Annotated in this window: 14 protein-coding genes; 6 read left to right on the top strand and 8 right to left on the bottom strand. The window is 66.5% G+C overall.

Translation table 11 applies throughout. From position 1 onward, the window contains the following. Nucleotides 1-7 precede the first annotated feature (7 nt). The 4 genes from FFI97_RS27920 to FFI97_RS27905 are packed head-to-tail and all read left to right on the top strand — an operon-like array spanning nt 8 to nt 3,363. A complete protein-coding gene (locus FFI97_RS27920) occupies nt 8-877 on the top strand; it encodes a branched-chain amino acid ABC transporter permease (protein WP_139701523.1) in 870 nt (289 codons plus the stop codon). Then, nucleotides 874-1,944, top strand: a complete 1,071-nt coding sequence (locus FFI97_RS27915; RefSeq protein ID WP_313906296.1) for a branched-chain amino acid ABC transporter permease — start codon at nt 874-876, stop codon at nt 1,942-1,944. Before FFI97_RS27920 ends, FFI97_RS27915 begins: the two co-directional genes overlap by 4 nt. Further along, entirely contained in the window at nt 1,941-2,648 is a 708-nt protein-coding gene (locus FFI97_RS27910) for an ABC transporter ATP-binding protein (RefSeq protein WP_139701522.1), read from the top strand. Before FFI97_RS27915 ends, FFI97_RS27910 begins: the two co-directional genes overlap by 4 nt. 7 nt (nt 2,649-2,655) lie before the next feature. Beyond that, nucleotides 2,656-3,363 carry an ABC transporter ATP-binding protein gene (locus FFI97_RS27905; RefSeq protein ID WP_095743477.1) on the top strand — a complete coding sequence of 236 codons (708 nt, stop codon included), beginning with the start codon at nt 2,656-2,658 and terminating at the stop codon, nt 3,361-3,363. Here FFI97_RS27905 and FFI97_RS27900 read toward each other — a convergent pair. Beyond that, nucleotides 3,360-4,292 carry a LysR substrate-binding domain-containing protein gene (locus tag FFI97_RS27900; protein WP_139701521.1) on the bottom strand — a complete coding sequence of 311 codons (933 nt, stop codon included), beginning with the start codon at nt 4,290-4,292 and terminating at the stop codon, nt 3,360-3,362. The two genes, FFI97_RS27905 and FFI97_RS27900, sit on opposite strands and share 4 nt — an antisense overlap. A gap of 232 nt (nt 4,293-4,524) precedes the next feature. Here FFI97_RS27900 and FFI97_RS27895 point away from each other — a divergent pair, with 232 nt between their 5' ends. Continuing rightward, a complete protein-coding gene (locus tag FFI97_RS27895) occupies nt 4,525-5,445 on the top strand; it encodes a tripartite tricarboxylate transporter substrate binding protein (protein ID WP_260685213.1) in 921 nt (306 codons plus the stop codon). A 4-nt stretch (nt 5,446-5,449) separates the two neighbouring features. Beyond that, nucleotides 5,450-6,748 carry a hypothetical protein gene (locus FFI97_RS27890; protein ID WP_139701519.1) on the top strand — a complete coding sequence of 433 codons (1,299 nt, stop codon included), beginning with the start codon at nt 5,450-5,452 and terminating at the stop codon, nt 6,746-6,748. 10 nt (nt 6,749-6,758) lie between these two features. On the opposite strand, the gene FFI97_RS27885 is transcribed toward FFI97_RS27890, so the two are convergent. The 7 genes from FFI97_RS27885 to FFI97_RS27860 all read right to left on the bottom strand — a co-directional run bounded on the left by FFI97_RS27885 (nt 6,759) and on the right by FFI97_RS27860 (nt 16,048). Then, entirely contained in the window at nt 6,759-7,739 is a 981-nt protein-coding gene (locus FFI97_RS27885; protein ID WP_139701518.1) for a helix-turn-helix domain-containing protein, read from the bottom strand. A 142-nt stretch (nt 7,740-7,881) separates the two neighbouring features. Then, complete coding sequence (locus FFI97_RS27880) at nt 7,882-9,189, bottom strand: MFS transporter (RefSeq protein WP_139701517.1); 1,308 nt, start codon at nt 9,187-9,189, stop codon at nt 7,882-7,884. 229 nt (nt 9,190-9,418) lie between these two features. Further along, on the bottom strand, nt 9,419-10,066 hold the full coding sequence (locus tag FFI97_RS27875) for a hypothetical protein (RefSeq protein ID WP_139701516.1): 648 nt from the start codon (nt 10,064-10,066) through the stop codon (nt 9,419-9,421). A gap of 447 nt (nt 10,067-10,513) precedes the next feature. Then, nucleotides 10,514-11,266 carry a hypothetical protein gene (locus FFI97_RS27870; RefSeq protein WP_139701515.1) on the bottom strand — a complete coding sequence of 251 codons (753 nt, stop codon included), beginning with the start codon at nt 11,264-11,266 and terminating at the stop codon, nt 10,514-10,516. Next, the gene (locus tag FFI97_RS34165) at nt 11,256-13,619 is read right to left on the bottom strand and encodes a type VI secretion system Vgr family protein (RefSeq protein ID WP_260685207.1); all 2,364 of its coding nucleotides are present in this window, start codon (nt 13,617-13,619) and stop codon (nt 11,256-11,258) included. Before FFI97_RS34165 ends, FFI97_RS27870 begins: the two co-directional genes overlap by 11 nt. After that, the gene (locus FFI97_RS34160; protein ID WP_260685206.1) at nt 13,537-15,120 is read right to left on the bottom strand and encodes a type VI secretion system Vgr family protein; all 1,584 of its coding nucleotides are present in this window, start codon (nt 15,118-15,120) and stop codon (nt 13,537-13,539) included. The genes FFI97_RS34165 and FFI97_RS34160 overlap by 83 nt, the downstream gene beginning before the upstream one ends. Before the next feature lie 235 nt (nt 15,121-15,355). Next, nucleotides 15,356-16,048: a redoxin domain-containing protein gene (locus FFI97_RS27860; protein ID WP_185993734.1), complete on the bottom strand. Its 693-nt coding sequence runs from the start codon at nt 16,046-16,048 to the stop codon at nt 15,356-15,358. Nucleotides 16,049-16,149: the final 101 nt, after the last annotated feature.

Below are 16,149 nucleotides of genomic sequence, written 5' to 3'. Positions count from 1 at the left end.
CCGGGCCATGGAGGACTACCTGCCTTTCGTCATCTCGGGCCTGGGCCTGGGCGCGGTGTACGCGCTCTCGGGCGTGGGGCTGGTGGTGCTCTATCGCTCGTCGGGCGTGCTGAACTTCGCCTTCGGGGCCATCGGCGCGCTCGGTGCCTACGTGGCCTGGACGCTGCTCGAAGCCGACTGGCCGCAGGGCCTGGCGTGGTGCGCGGCGGTGCTCGCGGCCATGGCGCTGTCGCTGGCCTACGGGCGCCTGCTGGCGCCGCGCCTGTCGCACCGCGACCCGACCATCCGCAGCATCGCCACGCTGGGCTTCGCGCTCGTGGTGGTGGGCTTCACCGAATGGACCTGGGGCGAGCAGCCGCGCCGCCTCGTGCTGCCGACCGACGGCGGCGCGCTCGAATTCGTGCTGGGCGAGGTCGAGGTGCGGCTCACCCACACGCGCGCGCTCGGCCTGGCGCTCGCGGTGCTGATGATGGGCGGCGTCGGCCTGCTGCTGTCGAAGACGCGCGTGGGTCTGAAGATGCGCGCGCTGGCCAACGACCGCGACCTGAGCGCGCTGCTCGGCATCCGCGTGCTCGGCGTCGACACGGTGGCGTGGATCTTGAGCGGCGCCTTCGCGGGCGTGTGCGGGCTGCTGCTGGCCAACATCGTGCGGCTGCAGGCCACGCTGCTGACCTTCCTGGTGATTCCGGCCTTCGCCGCCGCCATCATCGGCCGGCTGCATTCGCTGCCGGCGACCGTGGCGGGCGGCATCGCCATCGGCGTGCTGGAGGCGCTGGCGATCACGGTGCCGGGCTTCGCGGCCTTTCGCACGGCCACGCCGTTCCTCATCGCGCTGGCGATGATCGCGTTCTACCGCGCGGGGACGCGGTCGGCATGAACGCGTCGATCCTCGAAGGCGCCATGCCCGTGTCCGACGCCGCACCCGCCGCGCTCGCGCAGGCCACGCGCCGCGCCCGCCGCTCGCTCATCTTGATGGTGGCTTGCGTGCTGCTGATCGGCTGGGCCGTGCCGTGGTTCGCGAACGCGTACTGGATCAAGACGCTGACCTCGTCGCTCGCGCTGTCGGTCGCAGCGGCCGGCGTGGCGCTGCTCTACGGGCAGCTCGGGCTGGTTTCGCTGTGCCAGTACGCGCTGCTCGGCGCGGGCGGCTGGGTCGCGCTGCGCGCGGGGCACGGGCTGGGCTGGCCCTTCGAGCTGTCGGTGCTCGCGGGCGGGCTGCTGTCGTGCGTCGTGGGCATGCTCGCGGGGTTGCCGGCGTTGCGGCTCAAGGGGCTGTACCTGGCGCTCGTCACGATGATGATGGCGGGCGGCTTCCAGGTGGTCGTCAACGTGACGGGCTTTCCCGACGGCGGTGCCGGCTGGCTGGGCCGCGTGTTCGGCAGCGAGCGGCTGATGATGCCCAGGCCCGCGCTGGCGTTGTCGGACGCCGCGTACTTCCGCTACGTCGCCGTGTGGCTGGCGGCGGTGCTGGCGCTGATCGAGCTGCACCGGCGCACGCGCGCGGGCCGCTCGTGGGCGCTGATCCGGCGCGGCGAGGCGGCGGCCGTGGCGGCCGGCGTGAACATCCTGCGCTACCAGACCTGGGCCTTCGGGCTCGCGGGCTTCTGCGCGGGCGTGGCCGGCGCGCTGCTCGCGGGCGGCGTGGGGCAGCTCGACGGGCGTGCCTTCACGGCGGGCGAATCGGTGATGCTGTTCGCGCTCACGGTGGTGGGCGGCGTGTACCACTGGGCCGGCGCGCTCATCGCGGGGCTGCTGCTGCGCGCGGTGCCGGCGCTGCTGACCGACTTCGGCGTCAACGGCTACCTCGCGATGATCTTCTTCGGCGTGGCGCTGCTGCATGCGCTCATCACCGCGCCGAGCGGCATCGCGGGGCAACTGATGGGTGTGTTCGAGGCGGTGCGCCAACGCTTCGCTTCGCCGAAGGACAAGGACGCCGCGCCATGATCCGCATCGACGATCTCACCGTCGCCTTCGGCGGCGTCAAGGCCATCGACGCGCTCACGGCGCAGCTCGATGCGCCCGTGTGCGGCCTCATCGGGCCGAACGGCGCGGGCAAGACCACGCTGGTCAATGTGCTCAGCGGCCTCGTGTCGCCCAGCGCCGGCCGCGTGGCGGTGGACGGCGCCGACCTGCTGGGCCTGAAGCCCATCGCGCGCGTGCGCTTCGGCCTGCGCCGCTCGTTCCAGACCGAGCAGGTGGTGGAAGACCTCAGCGTGTGGGACAACGTGCGCGCGCTGCTCGACCACGTGCCGCACGCGCGCGGCGAGGCCGCTTCGCAGGTGGCGCGCGCGCTGTCGCACACCGGCCTGCTCGACGTGGCGACCGTCATGGGGCACCGCCTCAACCTGTTCCAGCGCCGCATGCTGGAGCTTGCGAAATCGCTGGTCGGCGCGCCCAAGCTGCTGCTGCTCGACGAGCCCGGCGCCGGCCTCACCGAGCAGGAGGCCGGCGTGCTGCGCCGCACGATCGGTGCGGTGCACGCCTTCTGCGGCGCGCAGGTGCTGCTGATCGACCACGACGTCGATCTGATCGCCGCGACCTGCACGCAGACCCTGGTGCTCGACTTCGGTCGCCGCCTCGCGCTCGGCCCCACGCGCGAAGTGCTCGACGATCCGGCCGTGCGCAAAGCCTACCTGGGAACGGAGTGACCACCCCATGCTGAACGTGACCGATCTGCGCCTGCAGCGCGGCGGCAAGGCCGTGCTGCACGGCATCGACCTGCAGGTGCCGCCGGGCGAGGTGACGGCGCTGCTGGGCGCCAACGGCGCGGGCAAGTCGAGCACCGTGATGGCCATCGGCGGCGTGCTGCCGCTCGCGGGCGGGCGCATCGAGGTCGAGGGCCACGCGCTGCACGGCCAGCGGCCCGAGCGCGTGCGCGCGCTGGGCGTGGCGGTGGTGCCGGAAGGGCATCGCGTGCTCGGCGAGTTGTCGGTGCTCGACAACCTGCGTGCAGCCGCCACCGCATTGCCCGCGGCCGGCGTGGCCGATGCGGTCGAGCGCGTGCTCGGCGTGTTCCCCGAGCTGCGCGTGAAGCTCGCGTTGCCCGCGCGTTCGCTGTCGGGTGGACAGAAGCAGATGGTCTGCATCGCGCAGGCGCTCATCGGAAAACCGCGCTACCTCGCGATCGACGAACTCTCGCTGGGGCTCGCGCCCGCGGTGGTCAAGCGGCTGGTCGAGGTGGTGCAGCAGGTCGCGCGCGAGGGCGTAGGCGTGCTGCTGATCGAGCAGTTCACGACGGTGGCGCTGGCCGTGTCCAGCCGTGCCTATGTGCTGGAGCGCGGGCGCATGGCCTTTGCGGGTTCGTCGGAAGAACTGCGCAGTCGGCCGGAGATCCTGCACAGCAGCTATCTCGCGGCGGCCTAGGCGCGCTCCTTCTGCGCCTTCCGTGCGGTGGGCATGACGAAGGCCTGGAAGTAGTCGCGCAGCCGCGCGGTGAACTCCTCGGCGATGGCCGAAGGCGCCGACTGCGGCGAGAAGGCCATCGACACCTCCACCGGGCAGCGCGGCGACAGCGGAAGGATCTTCAGGTCGCGCGCGAACACGGACGCCACGTAGGGGTTGACGATGCCGACGCTCGAGCCCTGTGCCGCCATCATGCAGATGGTGACCGAGTAGGTGGTCTCGACCGTGGCGGCGCATTCGATGCGGTGCTGCTGCAGCGTGCGCTGGAACTGTTGGTGGATCTCGTCGTCGGCATTCAGCGTGAGCAGCACCTGCTGCTTCAGGTCGCGCACATGGACGGCGTCGCGGTGCGCCAGCGCGTGCCCGGGATGCACGACGCACACCGCACTGGCCTTGTGCAGGCTGACCGCGTCGAGCTGCGGGTCGTGGAAGGCGGCGGTGCTGAGCGCGACGTCGTACAGGCCGTAGAGCAGGCCTTCGCGCAAGGCGTGCGTGCCGACGGTCTGCAGGTTGACGTGCACCTCGGGGTGCAATCGCGAGAAGGCATGGATCACCTGCGGCATCACACCGAGCCCGAGCGCCGGCGTGCAGCCCACGCGCAGCGAGCCCGCGCCCGACTTGCGCAGCACCGCCACGCTCTGCTCGATGCGGTCCAGGCCCAGGAAGTGGCGCTGCACCGTGTCGAACAGCTGGCGCGCCTCGTGCGTGGGGCGCAGCCGCCCCTTGTGGATGTCGAACAGCTTGAGCCCGGTGGCATGCTGGATCTGCGAGAGCAGGCGGCTCACGGAGGGCTGCGTGGTGTGCAGCAGCGCCGCCGCGGCGGTGGTGGTGCCGGTCTGCATCACGGCGCGGAAGGCCTCGATCTGGCGGAAGTTCAACGGTCGCGACATGCGGGGACTCCTGGGGCTGCACGGTGCAAGGCAGAAAGCATGGCATATCTTTTCTGCATAGCCTGTGAATGAAAATGAATTTTTCAGAATGATGCTGCGTTCCTAGACTGCGCCCTATCCACCCCCTCCATCGCGCCGTCGCGGCGCACAGCAAGGAAGACGCATGACACAGCACTGGCCCCGCAGGGCCGCCGGCCTCGGCCTTCTCGCACTGGCCCTGGGCGTCGCTTCGATGTCGCAGGCATCGCAGCCGCAGGCCTACCCCGGCCGGATGATCCGGCTCGTGGTGCCCTTCACCGCCGGCGGCAGCTCCGACGTGCAGGCCCGCATGCTGGCCGACCGGCTGGGCAAGCTGTACAAGCAGTCGGTGGTGGTCGACAACAAGCCCGGCGCCGGCGGGCACATCGGCGGCAAGTTCGTGGCCGACGCACCAGCCGACGGCTACACGCTGCTGCTCGGCTCGATCGGGCTGCACGCGACCTACGGCGTGTTCAAGAAGCTGAGCTACGACCCCGCGACCGACCTGAAGGTGGTCACGGTGCTGGCCGAAATGCCGCACGTCGTGGTCGCCAATCCCGCGCTGCCCGCCAACGACCTGAAGCAGCTGGTGGCGCTGGCGCGCAAGCAGCCGGACACCATCAACTTCGGCTCGGCCGGCGTGGGATCGTCCGTGCACATGATCGGCGAGCTGTTCAAGCTCACGGCCAACGCGCCGATCGTGCACGTGCCCTACAAGGGCAGCACGGCCGCGCTGAACGACCTGCTGGCCGGGCAGATCCAGCTGATGTTCGAGAACCCGCCGACCACGCTGGCCCACATCCGCGGCGGCAAGCTCAAGGCGCTGGCCGTGACCGGCAAGACCCGCCTGCCGGCGCTGCCCGAAGTGCCGACCGCGATCGAGTCGGGCTTTGCGGCCTTCGAGGCCACCTCGTGGACCACGGTGGCGGTGAGCGCCAAGGTGCCCGACGCCATTGCCGACAAGCTCAATGCCGACATCCGCAAGATCGTCGCCGCGCCGGAGTTCCGCCAGGGTCTGTCGGAGCAGGGCATGACGCCGGTGGCCAACACGCGCGACGCCGCGACGCGCTTCATCGCCGCCGAGAAGCTGCGCTGGGACAAGGTGATCCAGCAAGGCCGCATTGCCGCGGAGTGAGCCCATGTCGTCGAACCCACTTCTTGAGCAACCCCGCCTCGCGCCGGCACCCTGCCGCCGCGTGGGCGATGGCGCGCAGCACCATTTCTTCGGCTACTACAACAAGAGCGCCTGGGACCGCAGCGGGCGCTACCTGCTGGCGCAGCAGGTGCCCTGGATGGACGCCGAACTCACGCCGACGGCGGCAGCACGCATCGGCTACTTCGACCTCCAGGACAACGACCGCTTCCATGCAGTCGGCGACACCACCGCATGGAATTGGCAGATGGGCAGCCAGCTGCAGTGGCTCGACGGTGCACCGGGCCGCCAGCTGGTCTACAACAGCCGCACCGGCGATGCCGATGCGTTCTACCCCGGCTTCGGCGCCACGGTGCTCGACGTCGACACCGGCGCCCGGCGCCTGCTGCCGTTGCCGATCTACGTCGTGGCGCCCGACAGCCGCTGGGCCCTGAGCGTGGATTACCGGCGCCTGTACATCGCGCACCGCACCATCGGCTACAGCGAGGCCGGCGGGCCGTTCGAGCTGCCGCTCGCACCGGCCGACGACGGCATCCACGCGACCGACCTGGCCACCGGCACGGCGCGGCTGCTGCTGAGCTACCAGGACCTGCGCCGGTTTCATCCGCGCGCGTCGATGGACAAGGCGATCCACTGGGTGAGCCACATCGAGGTCAACCCGTCGTCGTCGCGCGTGCTGTTCCTGCACCGCTGGACCGAGCGCGTCGAGGACGAGACCTGCTTCTTGCACCGCCTGCTCACGATGAACCCGGACGGCTCCGACCTGCGCCTGCTGGAGTGCTCCGACCATCCGCTGCCGCAGCTGGCGGACGATTTCGATCCGACGGCCGTGGGCACCTTCGACTACGAGAAGTCCGAGTACCAGATCTCGCACCCGCTGTGGCAGGACGACGCGCACATCATCGTGTGGGGCCCGCACGCCGGGAAGATCCACTACCACCTGTACCACGACCGCGTGGGCGGCGAGGTCCGCGTGATCGGCGACGGCGTGCTGGTGGAGAACGGCCACATGACCTTCTCGCCGGTCAACACGCGCTGGCTGCTGAGCGACACCTACCCCGACGCCCGCACGCACGAGCGCGTGCTGTTCCTGTTCGACATGGCCACCGGCCGTCGCCACGACCTGGGCAGCTTCTACGCCTCGCCGGCGTTGAGCAAGGAGAACCGGTGCGACCTGCACCCGCGCTGGCGCCGTGACGGACTGCAGGTGTGCATCGACTCCGTGCACGAATCGCAGCGGCAGATGTACATCGTGGACGTGTCGGGGATCGTGGGCAGCCCCTGAAGGGGGTCGCCTAGTGCGTCAGCGCCGGCGACGCCGCCCGCTGCGCCTCGCGCCGCTGGAACTCGCGCGGCGACACGCCGTACTGCGCCTTGAACACGCGGCAGAAATGCGCGCTGCTGTTGAAGCCCCAGGCGAAGGCGATCTCGGACACCGAGGCGCGGCCGCCCGCAGCCTGGCGCAGCGCCTCGCTGCAGCGCTCCAGGCGCATCTGCCAGATGAAGCGGTCGAGCGTCTGGTCTTCGTCCTCGAACACGCGGTGCAGGTAGCGCTTGGAGCAGCGCAGCTGCTGCGCGATGAGGTCGAGCGACAAAGCCGGGTCGGCCAGGTGCGCGTGCACGAACTGCTTCACGCGCGCCTTCAGCACGCCGGGCAGCGGCTGCGCGCCGAACTGCTCGTCGGCGTGCGTGGCGAGCGTGGAGGCCAGCAGGCCCAGCACGGTGTCGCTGACCGAGCGGCCAACGGCGTTGGGCAGCGACGGCAGCTGGTCGGCCAGCGAGGTGAGGAACGACCCGAGCACCGCGTACAGCCCTTGCATGGCGGGCGTGTGGGCTTCGCAGGTGTGCAGATCGGGCATCTTCATGCCCTTGAACTGGTGGCGCGGGATCGTGATGGCCAGCAGGCGCGAGCGCTCGGGGTTGGTGATGGCGTAGGGCACGCGCGGGTCGTACAGGCTCCAGTCGCCCGGGTGCAGGTGGAACTCGCGGTCGCGCTGCGAGATGTGGCCGTGGCCTTCCAGCTGCAGCACCAGCTTGTAGTGCTCGTCGAGCGCGATCTCGCGGTGCGTGTCGGGCCGCGCCACGCGGTGCGAAGGCGCCTCGATCATGAACATGCCCAGCGGCCCGAGCTCGTAGGCGTCCATGCGCGCGTCGAACGGGCCGGGGTCGAGGCACTGCACGCGCAGCGCGCCGAAGTACGACTCGTTGATGCGGCCCCAGCAGGCCTGCCGGTCGGCCGGGTGTTCGAGCCGGGTGCTGAAGTGGTGTGCGTTCATGCCGTGGTTCCCTGGGGGCGCCGGAAGCGCTGGTGCAGGATAGGCAGGTCGGCGCGCGCCATCATCGGTACTTCCACCCGGGGCGGCAGGGGCGGTGCGCTCCCGGTCAACGGCCGGTGCGCGCTGGGTCAATGCCCGGGGATCAGACGACGGGCACGCGGCCCGCGTCGGCCGGGTCGACGTTGCGGCGGTACAGCATGAGCGTCGCGATCAGCCCGCAGGCCGCGGCGGCCGTCATCCACAGGCCGGGCGCGCCCTTGTCGCCGGTCATCTCGATCAGCCCTGTGGCAATGGCCGGCGTGAAGCCGCCGAACAGCGCCGTCGCAAGGCTGTAGGCCAGCGAGAAGCCCGCGGTGCGCACGCTGACCGGCATCACCTCGGTGAGCGCCACCACCATCGCGCCGTTGTAGCTGGCGTACAGGAACGACAGCCACAGCTCCACCTCGAGCATGCGCGCGAAGCTCGGCGCACCGACCAGCCACTTGAGCGACGGGTAGGCCGTGAGGATGGTCAGCACGGTGAACAGCACGAGCAGCGGCTTGCGCCCTACGCAGTCCGACAGCGAGCCCATGACCGGCAGCCAGAAGAAGTTGGAAATGGCCACACACAGCGTGACGATCAGCGCGTCGGTCGTGCTCAGATGCAGCACGGCCTTGTCGAAGGTGGGCGTGTAGACGGTGATCAGGTAGAACGACACGGTGGTCATCGACACCAGCATCATCCCGGCGACCACGAGGCCCCAGTTGGCCACCATCGAGCGGAAGATCTCGCGCGCGTCGGGGCGGTGCTTGCGCGCCATGAACTCCTCGGTCTCCTGCAGCGAGCGGCGGATGATGAACAGCACCGGCACGATCAGGCAGCCGACGAAGAAGGGAATGCGCCAGTAGAAGTCGCCGATCTCCTGGGGCGTGAAGGTCACGTTGAGCCAGTAGCCGAGCGCAGCGGCGACGACGATGGCCACCTGCTGGCTGGCCGACTGCCAGCTCACGTAGAAGCCCTTGCGCCCCGGCGTGGCCATTTCCGACAGGTACACCGACACGCCGCCCAGTTCCACGCCGGCCGAGAAGCCTTGCAGCAGCCGTCCGACCAGCACCAGCAGCGGCGCGATGACGCCGATGGTCGCGTAGCTCGGCACGCAGGCGATGAGCAGCGTGCCGACGGCCATCAGTGCGAGCGTGACGATCAGCCCCTGGCGGCGGCCCACGCGGTCGACGTATGCGCCGAGAAAGATCGCGCCCAGCGGCCGCATCAGGAAGCCCGCGCCGAAGGTCATGAAGGTCAGCATCAGCGACGCGAACTCGTTGCCCGCGGGGAAGAAGGCCTTCGAGATCTGCGTGGCGTAGAAGCCGAACAGGAAGAAGTCGAACATCTCCATGAAGTTGCCGCCGGTCACGCGCAGGACGGTGGCGAATTTCGAGGAGGAATGCGCGTTGGCAGGCGCGGAAGTCATGGTGTGTCCCCTGGGGCGGTGTTGTGGGCCCAAGGGTAGGTCGGGGTTCCCGACCGGGACCTGACGAAGGGAGTCAGGTAGCTGTCAATGCAGCGCCGCGCGTGCTTGGGCGCTTGTGCAGGTGCCTTGTGCGGCGCAATCCAAAGGAAGGGTCTTCAGTCCTCATGTCGATTGAAATCGGCCAGGAGTTGCCATGGATCACCGTCGGGGATGGAAGTCGAACTACTGGTCAGCGCAGCTTGACGGGCTCTGAGACCAGATATTGGCGACGGATTTGAATATCACTGAGTCTCGTGGCGGTCCAGGGATCTTTGTCGGGGCCGTTCAGATAGGTGAACCTGACCTCAACATCAAAATCCCCCTGTGGCTGCTTCAGCGGTGAGTACAAGAATGAGCCGCCATTGAAATAGGGCAAGCCATGAAGCGGGGCCATTTCAAATTGAAGGTTACCCCCGTCCGGGCTCCACCCATGCACGACCTTGAGCTGCAGCAGCTCCTCTAGGCGCTCGCGTGGGATGTTCATTGGGGGACGGAAATCGATCTGGAACCACGCTGGCTCGAAGCCCGCGCCGCCATCCCGTTTCGGGATCGTGCTCACGTCGATGCCGGTCCACTTGTTCAAAAAATCCGAATCGAAATCGAATCTGGAGCTGGTGTTCGGCCTCAACCCCATACCCGTGCCGGTGACAGGAAGCAACTGCTTCAGACTGTCGAACTCAGCCTCGCCGCGAATCACCTGCATGGCCGCACCGATGAACTCGATGGTCTGCTCGCGCTGCGCGTCGGTGTAGCGGAAGTTGTCATAGGCAGCCTGAGCCCTCTGCGCCTCTACCTTGTACGCCGCACGTTGAGCTTTCTTCTCGGCTTCAGTTTGCATGGCTGATTCCTCCCGGGGTACTGCTCTCCCGGGCCTGGACGGCGTAGCGGAGAGCAGTTGTGCAAAAGCCGGGTTCAGGCAGCAGATTGTCAGGATCACCGCTCTAAAGGCGCTCGACCAACTCGTCGCATGCGAAGCTGTCTTCTTCCCAAGGGGGCATGTGGTCGCCAGAGCCGCCTCCCTTGGCTTTAGCCATCGCATCCAGGTCGATGGACAGGCCGCCAAGGCCGACGTCTTAAAGGTCATTTGCGGCCTCTCGTGCACTGCGGCTCTGTTCAAAGCCTCTGTTGTCCGCTCGATGGAAAAAGCCTATTCAGTTCGGTCGCCAGTCGATCGGACCCCAGCAACTGCCACCACGCGTACACAGGTTGCCGCTGCCTGGTCGTGGGGTTTGGGGCATCCATCACTCCTAGCCACTGGCCTTCGCTATAGGTGCATGTGCGCTGCTCAAGGGGGCGAAGCGGTCAAAGCGTCGTCTGCAAACACCGCCGCGTAGTGCCCGTCCTTCGGGGCGCGCTCACCGGTCTGAGGCAGATGGCGGAGCTTCTGGTCGTTGCGCTTCTTGATCTGCTCGGGCGTCAAGTAGTCGCGGATGATTTGAAGACGCACAAGCCTCTGCGCTGTCCAGGGATCCTTGTCCGGGCCGTTCAGGTAGGTGAATCTGACTTCAACATCAAAATCCTCCTGTGGCTGCTTCAGGGGTGAATACAGGAATGAGCCGCCATTGAAATATGGCAAGCCATGGAGCGGAGCCATCTCCCACCGAAGATTTCCCCCGTCCATGGTCCACCCATGTACGACCTTGAGCTGCAGCAGCGTCTCCAGGCGCTCGCGCGGGATGTTCATTTCGGGGCCGAAGTCGATCTGGAACCACACAGGTTCGAAGCCCGCGCTGCCATCCCGCTTCGGAATCGTGCTCATGTCGATGCCGGTCCACTTATTCAAGAAACTCGAGTCGAAATCAAATCTGGCGCTGGTGTTTGGCTTCAGCCCGATGCCCGTGCGCAGGACAGGCAGCAAGCGTTTCAAGCTGTCGAACTCGACCTCGCCACGAATCACCCTCATCGCCGCCGCGATGAACTCGATCGTCTGCTCGCGCTGCGCGTCGGTGTAGCGGAAGTTGTCATAGGCATCCTGGGCTCTTTGAGCCTCCTCCTTGTAGGCCTCGCGCTGGGATTTCTTCTCGGCTTCAGTTCGCATGGCTGGCTGCTTCTGAGGTGCCGCTACCCCGACCTCTAAGGGCGTAGCGGAGCGCAGTTGTGCAAAAGCCGGGTTCAGGTAGATGATTGTCAGAATCACCGACCCAAAGGCGCTTGACCAGTTCGTCGCACGCGAAGCCGTCTTCTTCCCAAGGCTGCATGCGGTAGCCGGTGCCACCTCCCTCGGCTTTGGCCATCGCATCCACGTCGATGGACAGGCCGCCGAGGCCCACGTTTTCAAGGAGGTCATAGGCAGCCTTTCGTGCCAGGGGAAGTTCGATTGGAAGAATGTCGGAGAACGCGATGGGCTTGTTCACGGTGGGAGGGTCGCGTTTGACATGCGCCGCGATGCGGGTCAGTTGCCAGTAGTACATGCCGATGACCATGCGGTGTAGTCCCGCGCGAGCGCTGGGCTCATTGGGCACGGGGGTTGTGCCGGCCAATTCGAATATTCTGGAAGGCATCACGCTCTTCCAGAATCCCCGCATGCTGGGCAGATTCTTGTAGTCATCGGGGAACTGCTGCGCCATGGCTGCCACCCAGAAGAACTGCTGCGCATGGCGTGCCTCGTGGTACATGGTGCTAGCGAATTCTCGAACGCACTCCGTCAACTCTGTGGAGTCACCGCTCTTTGCAGCATCGATCATGAACGTGACTCCGCGTTTGCAGGCCACGAGCAACCAGTCGTTGGTGCGCATCTGCCCCTTGAGATCCTTGTCGTCGGGCTTCATGCCAAGCGCAATGGCCTCGGAGTCTCTCGGTATCAAAAATGTCGGCATCGCCCCCTCTGGCAGGCCGAACGACGTTGTGGCGAGTGCGCCCCCGATATTCGCCCTGAGTGTTCCAAGCAGGCTCTTGAAATCCTCTTCACCCAACGGCCAAGTCGCTTCCTTCCAATTGAGCGCCATCAACGCCGGTTTGATGGCCTTCACATAGGCGCCAATCACTGGGTACTCCCAGCGCGTCGCATCCTTGGCCTTCGGCTCGCTCTTTCGCAACCCCCAGTTGTTCGGATCGCAACTGGTGTGAACCGGTGCTTTGCCTTCGCTGGTGGCCTTGTCTTCATTGGCCTCGTGGTCCTTGCCCCCAATTTTCTTCTTTGGCGTGCGCTGCTCGGCCACCACACCACCATCGTGCTCGTAGGTCTGTGTCGCGGGCGTTTGCACAAAGGGCGTGTAGCTGGCCAGCACTCCATCTTCTGAATTTCGCAGCACCTCCACGGTTGTGATTTGACGCACCATGCTCTGTACGACCTCGGTCTCGCCCTGGTCGTTGGACTTGCCCTCGATGGTTCTGCCGCCTTGGAAGGTGATGCGGTATTTTTGCTCTGGCAAGCGCAGTCCACCCGCGTGCTCGATCAACACGAAGTGCTCTTCGATCAGATTCTGTTTCTCGGCAAAGCCTGCCTGGGGAAATACCGGATACAGCGCGTCGAGGCTCATAGGCCCGACCTGCGCATGCAGCGCCGCATGCTCCTGCCAGGTGCCGGCAGTGCCATGCTTGATGCCGCTCTCGCTCCACTCCGAGTAGCTGCCCCCACCGATGAGCACGACCTTCTTCTTGGCGGCGATGTGCAGCTCGCCCTCCACGCTCTTGATGACGACGTCCTTGTGCGCAACAAGAACCACCTCGTCGCTGTGCGCCTGGATCTCGATCGGGTCTTCGCTCGCGATGAGCTTGACGCCCTTCTTGTACGTGAACGCGCGGATGCCCTCGGCTGCGCTGGCCAGCCAGCGCTTGGCGGTGCCGATGGAGGTGTGCCCCTGGCTCGTGAAGGCTGTGTGCTCTCCGGTGTGCAAGTGAATGCTGCCGGGCGTGCTGGCCTCGATGCCCGCGGGGCTGGCGAGCACGAGGTGTGGTTCGTTCAGCTCAGGAAAGCGGCCATCCTCGTCCTGGCCTTCCTTGCCTTGAATCGCGGCGTTCTGCGCCTTCAAGGCCTTCTGCACGATGTCTTGATCGGTGCCTTGCTCTTGTGCCTTGTGCACTTGCGCTGCTTCGGCCAGCGCGTCGTGCTGATCTTGCGCTGCTTTTAGTCGCTGAACCGTCTCCCCCATGTCCTTGGCATGGTTCGCCGCGTTGCCCCTTGCTTCGGTGGTGATGAGCATGCCGTCCTGCGCCCTGAGCACGCCATGGGCGTCAGTCCTCAGCTCGAAGCCCTCACCCCTGGGGTCTTTTCTGCCCGCGTTGTCCTCGATGCGCGTGATCGCCCCCAGGCTCAGGCTGCTGGATTGGTGATCGCTCTTGAGCTGCGCCTGGATTTTTTCGGCCGTGTCATCCAGGATCAGGTGGTTCGACCTGCCCGCCGCACCGTTGCCTCCGCCCTCGGTCAGCTCCCGGCTCCTGAACCCGCTCAATGCGCTCTGGCCAGGGGAGTTGCCACGGCGGCAGGTTCACTTGGTTGTGCACTCTTCCCATGCAGATGGGCAGGTCCGCATCTCCCGCGATGAAGCCCACGATGACTTCCTGCCCGATGCGCGGGATCTGGATGCCCCCGAGCTGGTTGCCCGCCCAGGGCGAGCTCACCCGCACCCAGCAGCTGCTGTGCTGGTTCTTCTGTCCCTGCCGGTCCCAAGGGAACTGCACCTTGATGCGCCCCAGCTCGTCCGTCCACAGGTTCTGGCCCTCGGGGCCCACCACCAGCGCCACCTGCGGGCCGACCATGGCGGGCTTGGGCTGGGTCGGCTCTGGGCGTAATGGTTCGTTCACCGGGTGGGCCGTGAAGTCCACCTGCACGCGCCATTGCTGCTTGCGGTCGACAGTGGCTTCTCGGTTCTGGCTGTCTTCGGCCACGTCCTCGATGAGCAAGCGGGTGTCCAGGATCAGGTATTCGGCGTTGGCCGACTCCCTGGGGTGCTTCTTCAGCTGGAAGGTGCACCCGGGCACCATGCCCCGCAGGTTGCCGCTGGCCTGGGCTCTGGCGCCATGGGTGCGCAGTGCCTGCATGCGCAGCAGGGAGAGCAAGTGGCCTTCGCTGTGAGGATCGGCGCTTGCATCTGCACCCGCGTTGGGCTGGGCGTAGTGACTGCCCCCAGCTCCCGATGAATGCCACTGGTAAACCTCGCCCTCTGCCTGTCCAGTGGGGCGCGGATCGCTTCTCGAGACACTCAGATCAGCCCTGGGCCGGGTGTAGTCGTAGTCCCGGGTGGCGTACTTCCCGCTGGTGAGCTGGTGCTGGGGAACGAAGCTGTGGATGTACTCGGCATCGATCTTCCAGCCCGGGGCGTGGTATTCCACATGCTCGTACAGCGGATCGCCAGCCGCATAGGCGCCCATGGCGTCCGAGAGCACCAGGCGGTGCTTACCGTCCGAATGTTCGAAGTGGTAGCTGATGCCCCATTCCTGGCACAGGCGGGAGAAGAAGGCGAAGTCGCTCTCGTTGAACTGGGTCTGGTAGTCGCGCACGGGGTAGTGCTCGATCAGGCGCTTGTCCACGGAGAAGGCGTAGCCGCCCAGAAGTTCGTCCAGGATCTGAACGACGCTGAGGTTCTGGAAGATCCTGCAGTCGGTGCGCAGGGTGGCCAGGTGCAGCCAGGGACGCAGGGTGAGCTTGTACTGGGCGTGGCGCCCTTCCTCGCCCCACAGGGCTGCGTCGGTGATCAGGGCGTTGAGCTGGCGAGGGGAAGAGCCATCGAGTTCGATCTCGCAGCTGATCTCCTGGCCGATGAAGGCATCCAGGTCGAAGTCGGCGCAGGAAGAGACGCCGGACAGAGCCAGCGCATCCGGGGTCTTGAGAAAGAGCTCGTAGGCAAAGAGGCTGTTGACCCCTTCATGCCCCGACAGCCGCACGGGCTCCAGTGCAGCCTGACCAAGAACAACAGGGATCGCAGCAGAAGAAACAGACAGCGTGCGCGGCATCGACGACTTCCTTGGGAGGAAAACAGGTCGCGCAGTTTGCGAGTCGCCTCGCGATCACACTGATAACAATCGTCAAACTCCACGCACCGCATTCACCAGCCGTGGGATTTGTCATTCGTAGTGAAGAAGAATGGGCCTGTTTCAGTCCGGGAAACAGCGCCTCATCGAAGACGCAAGAAAGGAATGCTGCGCTCTGCCTTGAGCGTGATTCACAGCGGGCACGGCGCCCGCACGCTCAACTCTTGTACTTGATCGAACACCCGTACGGCCGCGTGCTCGCCATCGACACCGGTTTTCCGCCGGTCACTTCGCCCAGCGCCTGGTTCACGTAGTTGGTGGCGGTCTTGATGTCGTCCACGCGGGCCGAGGCGATGCTGTCGATGCCGCCGGCATACACCAGCGTGCCCTTGGGATCGATGATGAAGATGTGGGGCGTGGTGCGCGCGCCGTAGACCTGGCCGATCACGCCGTCTTCGTCCATCAGCACGGCGGTGGGCGAGGCCTTTTGCGACTTCATCCAGGCGTCGAGTGCGTCGGCCTTCAGGTAGTCGCTGGCGGCGCGTTCGGTGGAGTTGATGGCGAGCCAGACCACGCCCTTGTCGGTGGCCGCCTTCTGCGTGGCCGGCATGTTGCCGCTGCCGTAGTGCTTGCGCACGAAGGGGCAGCCGGGGTTGGTCCATTCGAGCACCACGAACTTGCCCGCGAAGTCGGAGAGCTTGTGCTTGGCGCCGGTGGTGTCGACGGCCACGAAGTCGGGCGCCTGCTGGCCCACGGCGGGCGCGGCGAAGGCGTTGGTGCCCATGAGGAAGGTGGCGCCCAGCGCGACGGCGGCAGCCACGACGGCGCGGCGGGAAGCGCGGCTGAGGGCGGCGCGTGCCTGGCGCGCGGCGCGAAGGGAGCGTGAGTCGACAGTGGGCGAGAGCGTCATGGCCAGCTTGAACTCCAAAAACAAAATTCCAAACAACAACTGCAGCTTAGAACGGTTTCTTCAAGTGCGTGTGACAACCCATGACAGCGGCGTTGTCATCT

It is taken from the genome of Variovorax sp. KBS0712, from assembly GCF_006323185.2.
GTDB lineage: Bacteria > Pseudomonadota > Gammaproteobacteria > Burkholderiales > Burkholderiaceae_C > Variovorax > Variovorax boronicumulans.
The sequence above is the reverse complement of the archived record's forward strand: the minus strand, read 5'-3'. Positions and strand labels throughout refer to the sequence as shown.

What these genes read in the sequence shown, in the direction of transcription:
- FFI97_RS27920 (WP_139701523.1), top strand. Translation starts at nt 8, where the DNA reads ATGGAGGACTACCTGCCTTTCGTCATCTCGGGCCTGGGCCTGGGCGCG.
- FFI97_RS27915 (WP_313906296.1), top strand. Translation starts at nt 874, where the DNA reads ATGAACGCGTCGATCCTCGAAGGCGCCATGCCCGTGTCCGACGCCGCA.
- FFI97_RS27910 (WP_139701522.1), top strand. Translation starts at nt 1,941, where the DNA reads ATGATCCGCATCGACGATCTCACCGTCGCCTTCGGCGGCGTCAAGGCC.
- FFI97_RS27905 (WP_095743477.1), top strand. Translation starts at nt 2,656, where the DNA reads ATGCTGAACGTGACCGATCTGCGCCTGCAGCGCGGCGGCAAGGCCGTG.
- FFI97_RS27900 (WP_139701521.1), bottom strand. Translation starts at nt 4,292, where the DNA reads ATGTCGCGACCGTTGAACTTCCGCCAGATCGAGGCCTTCCGCGCCGTG.
- FFI97_RS27895 (WP_260685213.1), top strand. Translation starts at nt 4,525, where the DNA reads ATGTCGCAGGCATCGCAGCCGCAGGCCTACCCCGGCCGGATGATCCGG.
- FFI97_RS27890 (WP_139701519.1), top strand. Translation starts at nt 5,450, where the DNA reads ATGTCGTCGAACCCACTTCTTGAGCAACCCCGCCTCGCGCCGGCACCC.
- FFI97_RS27885 (WP_139701518.1), bottom strand. Translation starts at nt 7,739, where the DNA reads ATGAACGCACACCACTTCAGCACCCGGCTCGAACACCCGGCCGACCGG.
- FFI97_RS27880 (WP_139701517.1), bottom strand. Translation starts at nt 9,189, where the DNA reads ATGACTTCCGCGCCTGCCAACGCGCATTCCTCCTCGAAATTCGCCACC.
- FFI97_RS27875 (WP_139701516.1), bottom strand. Translation starts at nt 10,066, where the DNA reads ATGCAAACTGAAGCCGAGAAGAAAGCTCAACGTGCGGCGTACAAGGTA.
- FFI97_RS27870 (WP_139701515.1), bottom strand. Translation starts at nt 11,266, where the DNA reads ATGCGAACTGAAGCCGAGAAGAAATCCCAGCGCGAGGCCTACAAGGAG.
- FFI97_RS34160 (WP_260685206.1), bottom strand. Translation starts at nt 15,120, where the DNA reads ATGCCGCGCACGCTGTCTGTTTCTTCTGCTGCGATCCCTGTTGTTCTT.
- FFI97_RS27860 (WP_185993734.1), bottom strand. Translation starts at nt 16,048, where the DNA reads ATGACGCTCTCGCCCACTGTCGACTCACGCTCCCTTCGCGCCGCGCGC.